This window comes from Leptospira sp. B5-022, assembly GCF_000347035.1.
Taxonomy (GTDB): domain Bacteria; phylum Spirochaetota; class Leptospiria; order Leptospirales; family Leptospiraceae; genus Leptospira_B; species Leptospira_B cinconiae.
Map to the genome: position 1 here is coordinate 73,381 of NZ_ANIJ01000018.1, position 13,069 is coordinate 86,449.

Genomic DNA, 13,069 nt, shown 5'->3' on the forward strand with positions numbered 1-13,069 from the left:
GGAAAATTAAATGCCGATCATAGATGAATACGAACTTCCTTCCAGAAAGTCAGACCCTGGATCCAAGTTCGGCGAGGTCCTGCAAGGGATTTGGTTAGAAGACGAGATCTGTTTTGCGATCGCAGGCGGTGGATGTAAGGCATTCTACGGTTTAGGGTTTGGACATGAGTTGAAAAATTGGGGATTAAAACTCAGGCAAGTGTCCGGTGTTTCCGCAGGTGCTGCAATGGTACTTTCATTACTCTGCGAAACGGAAGAAGAATCCGTTTCCTTTTTTGAAAGGATCGTTCGTAAGAACCCTCGCAATTTTTATTTTACTCGTTTATTCAGCGGAGAGAAGGCATTTCCTCATGAGGATATGTATCGTAGGACGATCCGATTCGGAATGGATTTCGAAAAGATCATTCGTTCCGGGGCAAAAGTTTTTATTCATACGATCAAGGCATTTCCGAAAGACGATTCCAATAGGAATACATTTAGGCTCGCTAGATTGATCGCAGAAACCGGAAAAGCGTTCTTAGAGGATGAAAGAGATCGTAACAAAGGACTTTATACCGAAAGGACGTTTCGTGTATTGAGAAATTGGAATATGAAAGAAGTTCTTTTTACGGAGGCGGATTTTAGGGACCCGAGTGTGATCGAACAGATTATCTTAAATTCTTCCTCTATTCCTCCTATCGTTTCTTTTCAGAATCATGGAAAGGAATATTATCTGGACGGAGGGCTCACGAATAACTTACTTCTGGAAGCGTTTCCTCCCAATGCAAAAATTATAGGGATACATTACGAGCAAACAACGATCGTGGGAAAGGACCCTCGCCTTTTGGATCGGTGTTTTTTAGTGACCCCATCTAAACCTTTACCTATTACTTCTTTTGATTATACGAATGCAAAAGGTGTTAGGGAAACTTATGAGTTGGGGAAATCGGACGCATTAAAAAATAAGGATAAGATCCTGGAATATCTCAAAAAAGACTGGGTGAAAAAAGCGGAAAAGTTGCGTAAGAATTAAATTCATTCGGGATCTGAACTTAAATTCGGACGGTAGCAGGGAGAAGCATAGGGATCGTAAAAATAAAGATATTCGATCTTTTTTTGCGAATTTTTCGAATTATAAAAGTCGGTTGAAAGAAGGAAACTGATCAAAAGTTTATCTTCGTAGAATTCCAACAGGTCTAAACGGACTTCACCTAAATACGCATTATAAAAAAATGATGTAGGAATATCGTACAAATTTCGAACAACAATATTCTCGTAAAAATCCTCAGTGTATCGTTCGATCAATCCTTGCAAGTCCACGAAACTTTCCGTCTTTTCCAAAAGTATTGTTTTGATATGATCGGTAATTTTTCTTTTCCAATTGTTTTGGATGAAACGAAAGAACAGGAACGCGGTCGCGGAAAGTAATCCAATCAAAAAACCGGATCTTGAGTATCTGTTTTTTAGTATATGATTGATGACTTTCAAGATCGGGATCCGGAATCGAATAATCTGTCTGCTGTTCTAAGGGAAAGAGCTGCGATTGTTAAGCTTGGATTTGCAGGAGGGGAAGTAGGAAAAGAAGAAGAGCCCAAAACGCATAGATTGCGGATCTTATGATGGACGAGATCTCGATCGACTACGCTATTCCCGGTTGAATTTCCCATAGGAACGGTTCCTTGAATATGGGACTCGGTCGAATTGATGGACTCAGCCAAGGTAAATGAAGAGGCCGAAACTGCCTTTGCGATTTCCGAAGCATATTTTTCCGTGTTTTTTAAGGCAGCTTGCGTTCTCGGATGATGCCCTTTATAAACCACGATAGGTAATTTTCCATTCGAATCCAATTCTATCCTGTTTTGGGATTGTCTGAGATCTTCAAAGATGAATTTAACATTCGCCCGATTGAATCCATTTTTCCACCTATTGCCGCCAAGAATAGGTGCAGTATGATTTTCCACGAGACAGGCAGAGGTTTTTTTTCGTTCCGGAGTATCATAAAACATATAACCTAATCCCGAAATTACGGTACTTCCGTCGAAGCCTGTTATTTGATCCAATTCCATCGAACAATTTATCGAAACCTGTTCATTGATCCCTTTTCCCAATTCCGGAGAATTGTCCCCGGATCTAATTAGTAGAAATGGATTGAAGATAGCGTTTGCTCCTAGTACGAATAAATCGGCAGAAATCTCATATTCTTTTTCTTGATAGGTGATCAGAACGGATTTCGCAATACCGTTTTCGATCCGTAAATATTCCGCTTTAGCCTCGGTTTTCAATATGACACGTGGATCCTCGTAAGCTCCCGATAAACTGTTTGTCACTGTGAATTTAGAATCTATAGGACAAACGTGGCAGACACCCGAATTACAACATTTAGGTCTTTGCTCAATGGAAATGGAAGGTCTTGCACAAGGTGTTGCAATGTAAAGAGAGCCGAATTTTTTCTGCAAAAGTTTATCAAATCCGGAAAGTTTATGCGGTGGTAAAGGATAGGAAGAAGTTTTAGGAAAAGGAGTTTTGGAAGGACCCGAGACTTGGAAAATATTCTCAGCAATGGAATAATAGTTTTCTAATTCCTCATAGGTTAGAGGCCAATCTATTCCGTATCCGTAAATCGATTTTGTACGGAAATCGTTTGGTAAAAAACGTAATGTGTTTCCATACCAACAATTGCTACTTCCCCCGAAAGAAGGAGAATATGTCCATTTTTTATTAGTATCATCGGTTTGTAAGAATGTTTTTGACGGATCGAGTTTTGTCGCAACTACTCCGTTATGTTTTCGGAATCGTCTTGCTTTCCTTTCCGAATGGGATTCTTCATATCCTTTTTCCAGGACTAATATCTTTTTTCCGATGATCTCTTTTTTTTGGAGAATTCTAGTCAGAAAAAAAGAGGAAGATATGCCGCTCCCTATAATTAAAATATCGTAATGTTCCTTCTTCATCCTGCCTTTTTCTCACAAACGAGGATCCAATCGTATCCCCATATCTTTTCTCCTTCGAGAATCTCCTTCGTTTCTTCCGCAAAAGGGGTTTCTTGAGAGCAATTGTAAATTTCGGTAAATTCAGATTGAAGTAATGCCTCTGCGAAAACCGGGAGACTGACTACAAAATCGGGAACCGTATCCAAGACCAATTTAGGAGGGATGGCTCCGATCGCTCCATCGGAACGCTCTTCCGGGATTTTTAAAGGATGGTAGGAAACGGATACGGACGAGCCTAAACCTACCGCATCTATTATTTCTCCTTCAAAGGAATGTCCCAAGGCGCCGATTTCAGGAGCAAGCAAGGTTCCGTTGGGCTTCTTTTGGTTTAAATATTTTCCGATCTCCAAGTAACGTACTATTCTGGAATTGTATGTCAGTTTTCGGTATTCGGAAAGTCCGAAAAGGCCGGCATATATGTCCTTCGAGATCTTTGGCAACGGCTGATATAAGACACCTAAGATGGAAAGTGAAAACAAGGCATAAACAAACCCTTTATTATCGACCTCCTTTATTTTGTGAAAAGCCCAAATTACCGAGAAAGAAAACGGTGCCAAGAAAAGAGGAGTATACCATCTGAATACGAATACACGACCCAGTATATAGATCAAAGGTAAAGCCAGCCCGAAGGCCCAAGCAGAAAGAACGAATCTTGGAGCGGTTTTAAAACCTATCCTGTATAAAATGAAACCGACTAAAAAGAATAAGGCTAGGTAAGCGACTGCTACCGAATAATCTCCAAAAATTGCCAAAACAGGATGGTCGTAAGAGATGGAATAAACGGAAAGTTTGACCATTCCAGCTCTGGGAAGAATCGTTCCGAAATGAAAATACATCCATAGGCTCAAAGCCGAAATAGGAAGGCCCGCGATCAATATCTCCTTTAGATCGGGTATTTTTGGAGAAGGGAATAGGAAAAAGAATATTAGAAAAACGGCAAGTTCGTATCTGAAAAATACGCTTAAGCAGAGTATTAAAAGAGAAAATTTACTTTTTCTTTCTTGGAGATAAATTCCAAACATTAAACAAGACAATGCGGCGGCGGATTCCATTCCCATAAGTACCGTATCATAAATCCAAACGAAAGTCAGCAAAAGACCGGCATATCTTAGAGAGGCATTTATATTCTCTCGTTTTAAAAGTATCCCGAAAATATATATGGTACTGAAAAGCCCAATACAACCTAAAAGAAAAGCGGCATACGTTATGGGAATTCCGGTTTTAGAAAGAAGGCTAAGACAGATCGTCCAGTTCGGGGAAGATGTTGAATTTACTGGATCGTTTAAATTGTAATATGGGAGTCCGGTTTTTGCGAAATTTTCGGCCACTCTATAATGAATATATGCGTCATCAACGATCGTAAAAGGAAAAAGACGAAAAAATATCCAAACAACAAAGGCTACGGAGAAAAAGGAGAAGAGTAAAAGACCGAAGTCTATTTTTACTTTCGGATATTCGATATTTTTGAAACGTAAAACCCTACTCATGAGAAAAAAATAAACGTAATAGGATCGGATTCAATCGCTTTTCTTAGGATTTTTTACCTTCGAAATTTCTTGAACAAGCGGAGCTATCCAACATTTTAAGCCCAAGGTCGAATATTTGTGTCATTAGATTCCTCTATTATCACCGTAAAGAATGTAACTAAAAAATTCAAAGATGTAACCGCCGTTAGCGATCTTTCTCTAGAAATTAAAAAGGGAGAGTTCGTAGGTTTGCTTGGACCGAATGGAGCCGGAAAAACGACTCTGATCGAAATGTTGGAAGGGATCCAATTTCCGGATTCCGGAAAGATCCAAATTTTAGGCACAAGTTGGAAAGAGAGCGAAACTTTTTTAAGAAGTAATATAGGTCTCGCTCTGCAAGAAACAAGATTTATGGATCGGGCCACAGTTTGGGAAACTCTGAAATTATTCGGAAGTTTCTACAAGGCTCCTGAATCTAGACTGTATGAAATTTTAGAACTCACTAGACTTTCCGAAAAAAGTAAATCCTTCGTAAACAGTTTATCAGGAGGCCAAAGGCAAAGATTGGCTTTAGGGGTTTCTATCATGAACAAGCCCGAAATTCTTTTTTTGGACGAGCCAACTACAGGTTTGGATCCCGGGGCTAGAAGAGATATCTGGAAAATCCTAGAGGATCTACGAGCTTACGGAACTACGATGATCCTCACTACACATTATATGGAAGAAGCGGAAGTACTTTGTGACAGGATCATCGTAATGGATAAGGGCCGGATCTTGGACCAAGGATCTTTAACTCACCTTTTAGGAAAATTAGGCGGAGGAGAAATTGTCCGTTTTTCTTTGGAGAATGGAACGGATCCGAGTGGATATCTTCCTGAAAAAGGAAAATTCAAATTCAGTTGGAATTCCGATTCGAAAGAAGGCAGGATCTACGTGGAGAGAATTACGGATTATCTTCCTGCCATGTTGGATTCCTTTTCAAAGTCCGGGATCGTTTTAAAAGAACTAGAGTGTCATAAAAAGACCTTGGACGACTTATTCCTTTCGATGACAGGAAGAGGATTGGAAGAATGAAACAAATCTATCATTTAGTCACGATTCAATTAAAAGAATTTTATCGGGAACCTGGGATCCTATTCTGGGCATTCATATTCCCGATAGCGATCGCAGGCGTGTTAGGACTTGCATTCACTTCTAAAGGGGTGCCTCAAACGAGAGTTGCCGTCATTTCCTCTTCGCATGATGCAAGCGGGCTATCGGCAAAAATCGAAAAAGCATTTTCTAACTCTTCCGGTGGGAATTCCAACGGATTAGGTGTGATCGTTCCTCAGCTGCTTGCGGAAGAAGAAGCGATCAAAGCCCTAAAAAGAGGAGAGATCAATCTTCTCGTGCAAGAAGATGAAAAAGGAAATTTAGAATTTTCCTTCGATCCGAATAATGCAAATGCGCAGAGAGATTATCTCCTTCTTTCCAATGCTCTTTTGAGTATGCAAGGAACAGAACAAGGTAACTCTAATATCCGAAAACTGGATTCGAAAGGAACAAGATATATAGATTATCTCGTACCTGGAATGCTCGCTATGGGAGTCATGAATTCTTGCCTTTGGGGAGTGGGCTGGAATCTCATCGAGATGAGGATGAAAAAACTTTTAAGAAGAATGTCCGCAACCCCAATGAATAAGTTGGCGTTTGTAATGTCTTTCTTCTTCACTCGGATCTTTGTTACGACCGTAGAATCGATCATCTTCTTAACGTTTACATTTACCGTTTTTGAAAATGCCTTTTTCGGATCTATACCGGCTGCACTTTTGATCTTTCTGACCGGAAATTTCGTATTTGCATGTATCGGTATCTTTGTCGGTTCCAGAGCACAAAGCTCTCAGGTAGGGAATGGGCTCGTGAACGCTTTCACCTTTCCGATGATGGTCCTTTCCGGGATCTTCTTCAGTTATAAAAACTTCCCGGATATCGTACTTCCGTTCATAAAACATTTACCTTTGACCTTGATGGCGGATACTTTGAGAGCCATATTTATAGAAGGGGCAGGACTAACGGAAATCGTTTATCCCTGCGCGTTTATGGTCGTGATCGGATTTTTCTTCTTGGGTGTTGGGCTTCGTATATTTCGCTGGTCTTAAACACTTCAATCTACAAGGAGAACGGATGAATTCTGAATGGAAACAATGGGTTTATGAGAAAACCGCAAAACCTTTCTTCTTAAGCATTCATCCTGAATCCGCTCACTATCTTGCCCAAAATCTACTTGGGCTTTCTAAAAAGCTTCCGTTTGTGTTTCCTGTTTTGGAATCGCTAATGACCTACTCCAGCGATCGTTTGAAAACAAAGGTCGCAGGGATCGAATTTGCAAATCCAGTCGGACTAGGCGCGGGCTTTGATAAGACTGGAGAATTATATCCGTTTCTTTCTAGATTAGGTTTCGGTTCGATTGAGATCGGAACGATCACAGGCCAAGCACAACCTGGAAATCCAAAGCCTAGGATTTTCCGATATGCCGAAGACGAGGCTTTGATCAATCGAATGGGATTTAATAATCCCGGAGCGGATGCTGCCGAAGAAACCATCCGAAAACAGAAAAAGAACTGTGTAAGAGGGATTAACGTAGGCAAAACAAAAATTGTCTCGGAAGAAGACGCGGTAGATGATTACGTATATTCTCTAAAAAAACTCACCGCCCATGCAGACTATGCGGTGATCAATATCTCTTCTCCCAATACTCCCGGTCTTAGGAATTTCCAAAAGAAGGAAAACTTTACCAAGTTGATGGAAGGCATCCGAAGCGGTTTAGGCGGAAAATTTCCAATCCCTACTTTTGTAAAATTTGCTCCCGATATGGAAAAAGAAGAATTGAAGGGCCTGCTGGAACTCTTACCCGACTCTAAATTATCAGGTGTCATTCTCACCAACACAACAATAGACAAATCGGTCTTATCCAGATACCCGAACGTAGAAAAAGAAGGCGGAGTTTCCGGAAAACCGCTTCGCCAAAGGTCCACAGAGTTTGTTCGCTATGCCTACTCTATCTTACAGGGAAGTCTTCCTATCATAGGAGTCGGCGGGATCGACTCGGGAGAAGCAGCCTTAGAAAAAATTTTAGCAGGAGCTGACCTAGTCCAATTATATACAGGCTACGTTTACAACGGACCATTTTTGCCTGTTAGAATATTAGAATATCTAGATGGAATTCTGAAAAAAGTCGGAGCGAGGTCGATCGGCGAATTGGTAGGTAAGAATAAGATTTGATCTTATTCTTCTGGGATTTTACATTTTCCTTTTTCGTCCCATTCCGCTTTCCAAACGGCGGAGTTTTGCTCCTTCACCAATCGAATTACTATGTCGGAACAAACCGTTTTAGAACCGTTTTCGGAAATTTCGAAGTCTCCCTCGTATCTGAACCAAAATTGTTCTTTATTGGGAGTCAGATTCTGTCCGAATTCCGGTTCCGTTAAACGAATTGAATCTACCGATTTGGATCTTCCTTTCTCTTCTAAGATCGCATCTTCTACAATTTGGTAAAGTTCGTCTTTTGTAGGCGGTTCCTTTCCTGGTTCCGTGACAACTACAGATCTTGCCATTCCGATGTCGGAGAAGACCCAACCTTTTTCTCTTATGAATTGATAGATCACTCCAACCGGAGTTTTGGTCGTCTGGCCTTCTTTTTTCCGACTAGTAACGAAGAAGGAAAATTTATATCTGAGATCTGCAGGTGCGTTCTCTTCCGGAGATTCTTTCTCTATCAGCTTAGGCTTTCCTACCGCTTGAACGGAGAGTATTCTGTCTCCTGGGAATTTTTTAGACCATTGATTTTGTAATTCTTTTTTAGCCTTTTCCTCATCGGGAGTTCCAGCAATTTGTGAAGAAAGGTTTGTGGCAAAGGATATTAATAGGACCACCCCGATAATATACATCTTTGACATAGCTCATGAGTTTTATCGTCGGGAAAGATCCTTGTCAATGAAATTCCAGATTTGAAGCTTTATCGCGGAGGAGAGGATTTTTGAAAGAGATTCATCTCATTAGACATTCTAAATCCGATTGGAGCGATACTCATTTAAAGGATAAGGAACGTTCTTTGTCTAAGAGAGGTCGTAAAAACGCGCGATTTTTAGGAAAATATGTGAAGAAGGTTTCCTTTGTTGCGGATGTCGCCCTTGTTTCGCCATCCGTCCGAACTTCTGAAACTTGGAAGATAATACAGAGTTTTCAGAATATTACGAATGATACAAAGATTATAAGTGAAATATATGAGGCGGAGTATTCCGACTTACTTAGGATTTTAAGAGGTCTACCTTCTAAAATTAACAATGTAGTTTTGATAGGTCATAATCCGGGAATGGAAGATCTTGCGAATTATTTATTATTAGGAAATAATCCCGACTCTCTTTTCGAAAAATTTCCCACTTCTTCTTTTATAAGTTTAGTGACGGACCAGAAAGATTGGGCGGATCTGGGAAGACAAAGTTGCAGACTCAAAAGGTTTTGGATCCCATGAAGAATAATACTTCAAATTTTAATAATATACCGTTTCAGACATTGTTTAACGAAGAGATGATCTCTTCTAGAGTAAAAGAATTGGGTTTGCAAATCGCAAACGATTACCAAGGCAAAAATCCCGTTTTTGTATGCGTTCTAAGAGGCGGGATTTACTTCTTCTCCGATCTGACTAAAGCGGTTCCCATCCCGATAGAATTGGATTTTATACAGGCAAAATCTTATGTTGGAATGGAATCTTCCGGAAACGTAGAATTAATTAAAGACTTGGATTCGGAGATCTCAGGCAGAGATATTCTAATTGTAGAAGATATCGTGGATACGGGCCGTACACTGAAATTTTTGATCTCTCATATTCTATCCAAAAAACCGAAGTCACTGGAAATCGCTTCTTTGTTATTTAAAGAAGGGGGAGAGGCAGTCGGATATCCGATCAAATATATAGGCTGGAATATAGGAAAAGAATTCGTGATCGGCTATGGGCTGGATTACGACGGCAAATTCAGGAATCTACCGGGAGTATTCATTTATTCCGAAGAATGAGAAACATTCTCCTGCTTTTTGATCAGAGTTTTTAATCCAATGATGGAAGTTTCGAGATCTTGGATCTTCGGTAAAAACTTCTCCCCGTCCAAAAAACCTTTCCCTTCATTCCTGCCAAGTTCGGAATAGATTTCTGCACTCAGATCATGATAGGCCTTTTGCAAACTGATAAAGGACGATTCTAAATGTCCGGGAGAGAGAGCCTTTTTCTTTACCTTATACTTGCGGAATAAAGAAAATCCGAATTTAAACACTACGAAAAAGTAAGCGGGAAGAAGAAGTGTGAGTGCAGTCTTTATGACAGCAAAAATTTCCCAAGACTCGGAAATCGTGTGACTTAAGAAAGATCTAAGTCCTGAGATAAAAACCACAGAGATCGTATAGTTCACTCTTGGCGTAGATGGAGATAAAGTATTGATAACGTATAATATAGGCAGGGAAAGTATTAAAACCAAGACCAAATCGACAGGAAAGAGATTTGAAATCAAATCCAGAAAATGAACGATGGCCTTATAGGTTCTCACCAGGTCGTCCACGGATTGGTTTAACCTGTCAAAGTCCGCCTTTAGATTGGAGAAAAACTGGGTGATCTGGTTCATTAATTCGCTCCCTAGAATTCCAGGATGGGAAAAGAGAACAGCCCTGTCTCGAAAGCTGCAAGAACTTTCCTTAACCAAAAAGCTCTTCCTGATATATTCCGTTTTCGCGTTATACTTTCTATTATATCACGAAGCACATCTCCCATTGTTATGGATGATCGGTCTGGCTTTGATCGGCTACCTTGTATCCGGTATCCTTTTTTGGGGTATCGTATTCGCATTCCGAAAACTAGAAACTAAGATCGTTTTACCCGCAATTTTTGCGGAAGTAGGTATTGAAAGACCCACGATCAAATTGGTTCCATGGGCGGAAGCTTCGTTTTTCGCTTTTTCAATATTGGCCTGTTTACTTACGGGATTTTTCGAGAATAGATCCGGTATTCTTTTCTTTTTGGTTTATGCCGTCGGAGTTTTAAGTACTAGATTTATTGAGAACAAAACATATTATAAAATTGGATTATTAGGAATGGTGGTTTTAGCCGCCGGTCTAGTCAGTTTTAAAAGTTTGCAGAAGGCTGAGATTTTCGTGGCCTACTCCATGTTCAAACCAGATTTCGAACAAAAGGATCTGAGTCGTTGGAATTACAACGAGGAAAATCGGACCTTACATAATGAAGATCTAAAGCTCAGTATTCTTTTACCCGAAGAGTTTTACTTTCATAATCCTCAGAATTTGAATTTGGAAGATAAGACAGGTATAGGACAGATTGCTGGTATCATATCTTCCAGTGACTCTGATCCGAATCGTTATCCTGTAATAAGGATCTTTTTTATTCCATTCCGATTTGACGACGAATCAGAACTACTTTCGCAATTCAAAAAATTTTTGGATCTTCAATTACAAAGGGGAGATATCCAAGAATTGAACGAATTAGAAAGAGAAATTTTTGAAGATAGATTTTTTGGGACCTTTTGGACATTCTACGATGTTCTCAGGCCGAGATATGCAAAAACCGGAATGTTCTTTTTAGCAAAACATAAACAACCTTATAGTCTGGTCTTTATTATAGACGAAAGTTTGATCAAAGGAAGAAGGCACGAAGAATCCGTGGAAAAGATCCTGACTAGCGTAAAGATAGAAGAATAGAATTCCTAACCGATCGTTACGTAATCTAAATGATTCGCTATATGCATTGAATGAGCGAGTTCATATTCTTGTTTTGTGAGTTTGCCGTACGCAAAGTGCGGAGCAAGTTCCCCATTATAATTGGAGAATGTTGAGATCGCCTTTTTTAGTTCCAAAATACTTTCTGAAAGCGGAATACCCGCTTGTAAAACATCCGCACCGGGGATCGGTGCATTTAGGTCATGGGACATCTTTCCCTTTCTAGAAAAATTCCAAAAAGCGATTTTACCAAGAGTGTTTTGAAATAGTTCGGATTTATTTTCCGGATACCCTTTTATCGAGTAGTAAATACTTTGAGCACAGTGCAACAACACTTGGCTCGGATCCCAATCTCCATAGGGAAGGACTGTTTTTGCTTGAAGTAATTTTGCGAGTTCGATTTCCACTTCGGAGAATTTTGAAAATTGGATCCCTCTCTCCTTTATTCCATAATGAACACTCGCGCAAGAATCCAATAAAGTTCCGGAACTTGTTAGAATTCCGATAGCCGCGGCTTTCTGAATAAATTTTTTCCTGGAAAAATTAACATCCGACATTAAAGCACCCCTACTCCTATCTTTCTATTAACTAATGCGAAGGATTTGGTGAGTCAAGGATTTGATTATTCTTGGGGAGGGTTTCCGATATACTTCGCTCTGGGGCGGATCAAATTTCCGGATTCATATTGTTCCATAGCATGAGCTAACCAACCCGCGGTTCGACCGATCGCGAAAATTCCGATGCCGGCACCTTTGGGTAATTTGAGCATTTTGGAAACCAGTGCGAGTCCTGCATCGATCGTAGGATAATCTTCCAAGAGTTCTTCTATCTGTATTATGAATTGTAGATATAATTGTGCATCCGGATCGTTTGGAAAAGATCTAGATATCATTTCGATTAACTTTCTACCTCTAGGATCTCCTTTTTTATATAGAGGGTGGCCAAAGCCCGGGATATTTTCTCCATTTCTTAATTTTTCTTCTATGAGTTGTTTATCTTTCTTTTTATTTCCCGTTACTTGGGCAAGAAGAAGAATCGCTTTCTCTGTGAGCAACCCATGTTTAGGTCCGGATAAAGCGGCGAGTCCCGCGAGTACTACTTGGTAAAGAGAAGCTTCACTAGAAGCTACACATCTTGCGGTAAAAGAAGAAACATTCAACTCATGGTCGGCGGAAAGGATCAAAGCCGCTTCTAAAAGTTTTAGTTTAGCTAAATAATTCGGATCTTCTTTTTTTCTAGAAGGATTCCAACTACTTAAAAGTGTTTCTGAAATTTTTCCTTCCGATCCAGTTTTGCCGGAAGAAAATAGAGTTAGATATCTTAAGATAGAAGAAGAAGTTTTTTTGAAAGTTTTCGTATCTTTACGGAATGCCTTTGCATCTTCATATTCTAAAAAAGGAAGTAAGATCCTAGAAATATCTAAGATAGGCCGACCCTCTAATAATTTTAGGATTTTAATACATTCTTCGGATAATATCGGCCAATCGGATTCGAATGGATTTATTTCTTCCGCTTCCCAAAGTAAACAAGCTACATCCTCAAAACCTTCGTTCTCCGAAAGATCTAAAACGTTTTTACCCCTGTAGAAGAGGGAGTTTTCTCCGAGTAATGTGATAGAAGATTCTAATACCGGTTGTCCTAAGGACAAAGCCGTTTTGGCGGTCTTTCCAGGCTGGCTTCTTTCTTCTCTTCTGAGCAATAATTGTTCTATATCTTCTCTTCTATAACGTTTACTTCTATCCTTATGGCCTCCCGACTCGGAATGCAGTAAGCCGCGACTAACGTATGAATATATGGTTTGTACCTCTACTCCTAAGGCAGAGGCGGCTTCATCCGCGCTTAAGAACGGTTTTTTAGTAGAAAAAGCCATATATTGAC

The 13,069-nt window shown here is 40.0% G+C and carries 14 protein-coding genes; 7 read left to right on the forward strand and 7 right to left on the reverse strand.

Translation table 11 applies throughout. The features are described 5' to 3' along the window. The first annotated feature begins 10 nt into the window (after positions 1 to 10). A complete protein-coding gene (locus LEP1GSC192_RS08310) occupies positions 11 to 1,012 on the forward strand; it encodes a patatin-like phospholipase family protein (protein WP_020769542.1) in 1,002 nt (333 codons plus the stop codon). A gap of 2 nt (positions 1,013 to 1,014) precedes the next feature. On the opposite strand, the gene LEP1GSC192_RS08315 is transcribed toward LEP1GSC192_RS08310, so the two are convergent. The 3 genes from LEP1GSC192_RS08315 to LEP1GSC192_RS08325 are packed head-to-tail and all read right to left on the reverse strand — an operon-like array spanning position 1,015 to position 4,456. Further along, on the reverse strand, positions 1,015 to 1,467 hold the full coding sequence (locus LEP1GSC192_RS08315) for a hypothetical protein (protein ID WP_020769858.1): 453 nt from the start codon (positions 1,465 to 1,467) through the stop codon (positions 1,015 to 1,017). Then, positions 1,464 to 2,930, reverse strand: a complete 1,467-nt coding sequence (locus LEP1GSC192_RS08320) for a GMC oxidoreductase (protein ID WP_020769816.1) — start codon at positions 2,928 to 2,930, stop codon at positions 1,464 to 1,466. Before LEP1GSC192_RS08320 ends, LEP1GSC192_RS08315 begins: the two co-directional genes overlap by 4 nt. After that, entirely contained in the window at positions 2,927 to 4,456 is a 1,530-nt protein-coding gene (locus tag LEP1GSC192_RS08325; protein WP_020769610.1) for a hypothetical protein, read from the reverse strand. Before LEP1GSC192_RS08325 ends, LEP1GSC192_RS08320 begins: the two co-directional genes overlap by 4 nt. A 135-nt stretch (positions 4,457 to 4,591) precedes the next feature. On the opposite strand from LEP1GSC192_RS08325, the gene LEP1GSC192_RS08330 reads away from it, so the two are divergent. The 3 genes from LEP1GSC192_RS08330 to LEP1GSC192_RS08340 are packed head-to-tail and all read left to right on the forward strand — an operon-like array spanning position 4,592 to position 7,696. Next, positions 4,592 to 5,509, forward strand: a complete 918-nt coding sequence (locus LEP1GSC192_RS08330; RefSeq protein WP_369750124.1) for an ABC transporter ATP-binding protein — start codon at positions 4,592 to 4,594, stop codon at positions 5,507 to 5,509. Beyond that, the gene (locus LEP1GSC192_RS08335) at positions 5,506 to 6,573 is read left to right on the forward strand and encodes an ABC transporter permease (RefSeq protein ID WP_020769851.1); all 1,068 of its coding nucleotides are present in this window, start codon (positions 5,506 to 5,508) and stop codon (positions 6,571 to 6,573) included. The genes LEP1GSC192_RS08330 and LEP1GSC192_RS08335 overlap by 4 nt, the downstream gene beginning before the upstream one ends. A gap of 25 nt (positions 6,574 to 6,598) precedes the next feature. Further along, a complete protein-coding gene (locus tag LEP1GSC192_RS08340) occupies positions 6,599 to 7,696 on the forward strand; it encodes a quinone-dependent dihydroorotate dehydrogenase (protein ID WP_020769728.1) in 1,098 nt (365 codons plus the stop codon). Positions 7,697 to 7,698: 2 nt separating this feature from the next. On the opposite strand, the gene LEP1GSC192_RS08345 is transcribed toward LEP1GSC192_RS08340, so the two are convergent. Further along, on the reverse strand, positions 7,699 to 8,361 hold the full coding sequence (locus LEP1GSC192_RS08345) for a hypothetical protein (RefSeq protein WP_020769519.1): 663 nt from the start codon (positions 8,359 to 8,361) through the stop codon (positions 7,699 to 7,701). A gap of 89 nt (positions 8,362 to 8,450) precedes the next feature. On the opposite strand from LEP1GSC192_RS08345, the gene LEP1GSC192_RS08350 reads away from it, so the two are divergent. Then, positions 8,451 to 8,945: a histidine phosphatase family protein gene (locus LEP1GSC192_RS08350; protein ID WP_020769853.1), complete on the forward strand. Its 495-nt coding sequence runs from the start codon at positions 8,451 to 8,453 to the stop codon at positions 8,943 to 8,945. Then, a complete protein-coding gene (gene hpt, locus LEP1GSC192_RS08355) occupies positions 8,942 to 9,487 on the forward strand; it encodes a hypoxanthine phosphoribosyltransferase (protein WP_020769565.1) in 546 nt (181 codons plus the stop codon). Before LEP1GSC192_RS08350 ends, hpt begins: the two co-directional genes overlap by 4 nt. On the opposite strand, the gene LEP1GSC192_RS08360 is transcribed toward hpt, so the two are convergent. Then, on the reverse strand, positions 9,472 to 10,086 hold the full coding sequence (locus tag LEP1GSC192_RS08360; RefSeq protein WP_020769900.1) for a hypothetical protein: 615 nt from the start codon (positions 10,084 to 10,086) through the stop codon (positions 9,472 to 9,474). The genes hpt and LEP1GSC192_RS08360 overlap by 16 nt on opposite strands. Here LEP1GSC192_RS08360 and LEP1GSC192_RS08365 point away from each other — a divergent pair. Next, positions 10,085 to 11,173: a hypothetical protein gene (locus LEP1GSC192_RS08365; RefSeq protein WP_198289308.1), complete on the forward strand. Its 1,089-nt coding sequence runs from the start codon at positions 10,085 to 10,087 to the stop codon at positions 11,171 to 11,173. The two genes, LEP1GSC192_RS08360 and LEP1GSC192_RS08365, sit on opposite strands and share 2 nt — an antisense overlap. Before the next feature lie 5 nt (positions 11,174 to 11,178). Here LEP1GSC192_RS08365 and LEP1GSC192_RS08370 read toward each other — a convergent pair whose 3' ends face one another. Beyond that, the gene (locus LEP1GSC192_RS08370) at positions 11,179 to 11,748 is read right to left on the reverse strand and encodes a DUF1569 domain-containing protein (protein WP_020769459.1); all 570 of its coding nucleotides are present in this window, start codon (positions 11,746 to 11,748) and stop codon (positions 11,179 to 11,181) included. A 65-nt stretch (positions 11,749 to 11,813) separates the two neighbouring features. Continuing rightward, positions 11,814 to 13,061, reverse strand: a complete 1,248-nt coding sequence (locus LEP1GSC192_RS08375; RefSeq protein WP_020769553.1) for a citrate synthase family protein — start codon at positions 13,059 to 13,061, stop codon at positions 11,814 to 11,816. Positions 13,062 to 13,069 lie beyond the last annotated feature (8 nt).

Excerpts from the sequence above, each read along its gene's own strand:
- LEP1GSC192_RS08325 (WP_020769610.1), bottom strand. The coding sequence starts at position 4,456 with ATGAGTAGGGTTTTACGTTTCAAAAATATCGAATATCCGAAAGTAAAA.
- LEP1GSC192_RS08310 (WP_020769542.1), top strand. The coding sequence starts at position 11 with ATGCCGATCATAGATGAATACGAACTTCCTTCCAGAAAGTCAGACCCT.
- LEP1GSC192_RS08370 (WP_020769459.1), bottom strand. The coding sequence starts at position 11,748 with ATGTCGGATGTTAATTTTTCCAGGAAAAAATTTATTCAGAAAGCCGCG.
- LEP1GSC192_RS08320 (WP_020769816.1), bottom strand. The coding sequence starts at position 2,930 with ATGAAGAAGGAACATTACGATATTTTAATTATAGGGAGCGGCATATCT.
- LEP1GSC192_RS08340 (WP_020769728.1), top strand. The coding sequence starts at position 6,599 with ATGAATTCTGAATGGAAACAATGGGTTTATGAGAAAACCGCAAAACCT.
- LEP1GSC192_RS08375 (WP_020769553.1), bottom strand. The coding sequence starts at position 13,061 with ATGGCTTTTTCTACTAAAAAACCGTTCTTAAGCGCGGATGAAGCCGCC.
- hpt (WP_020769565.1), top strand. The coding sequence starts at position 8,942 with ATGAAGAATAATACTTCAAATTTTAATAATATACCGTTTCAGACATTG.
- LEP1GSC192_RS08345 (WP_020769519.1), bottom strand. The coding sequence starts at position 8,361 with ATGTATATTATCGGGGTGGTCCTATTAATATCCTTTGCCACAAACCTT.
- LEP1GSC192_RS08335 (WP_020769851.1), top strand. The coding sequence starts at position 5,506 with ATGAAACAAATCTATCATTTAGTCACGATTCAATTAAAAGAATTTTAT.
- LEP1GSC192_RS08360 (WP_020769900.1), bottom strand. The coding sequence starts at position 10,086 with ATGAACCAGATCACCCAGTTTTTCTCCAATCTAAAGGCGGACTTTGAC.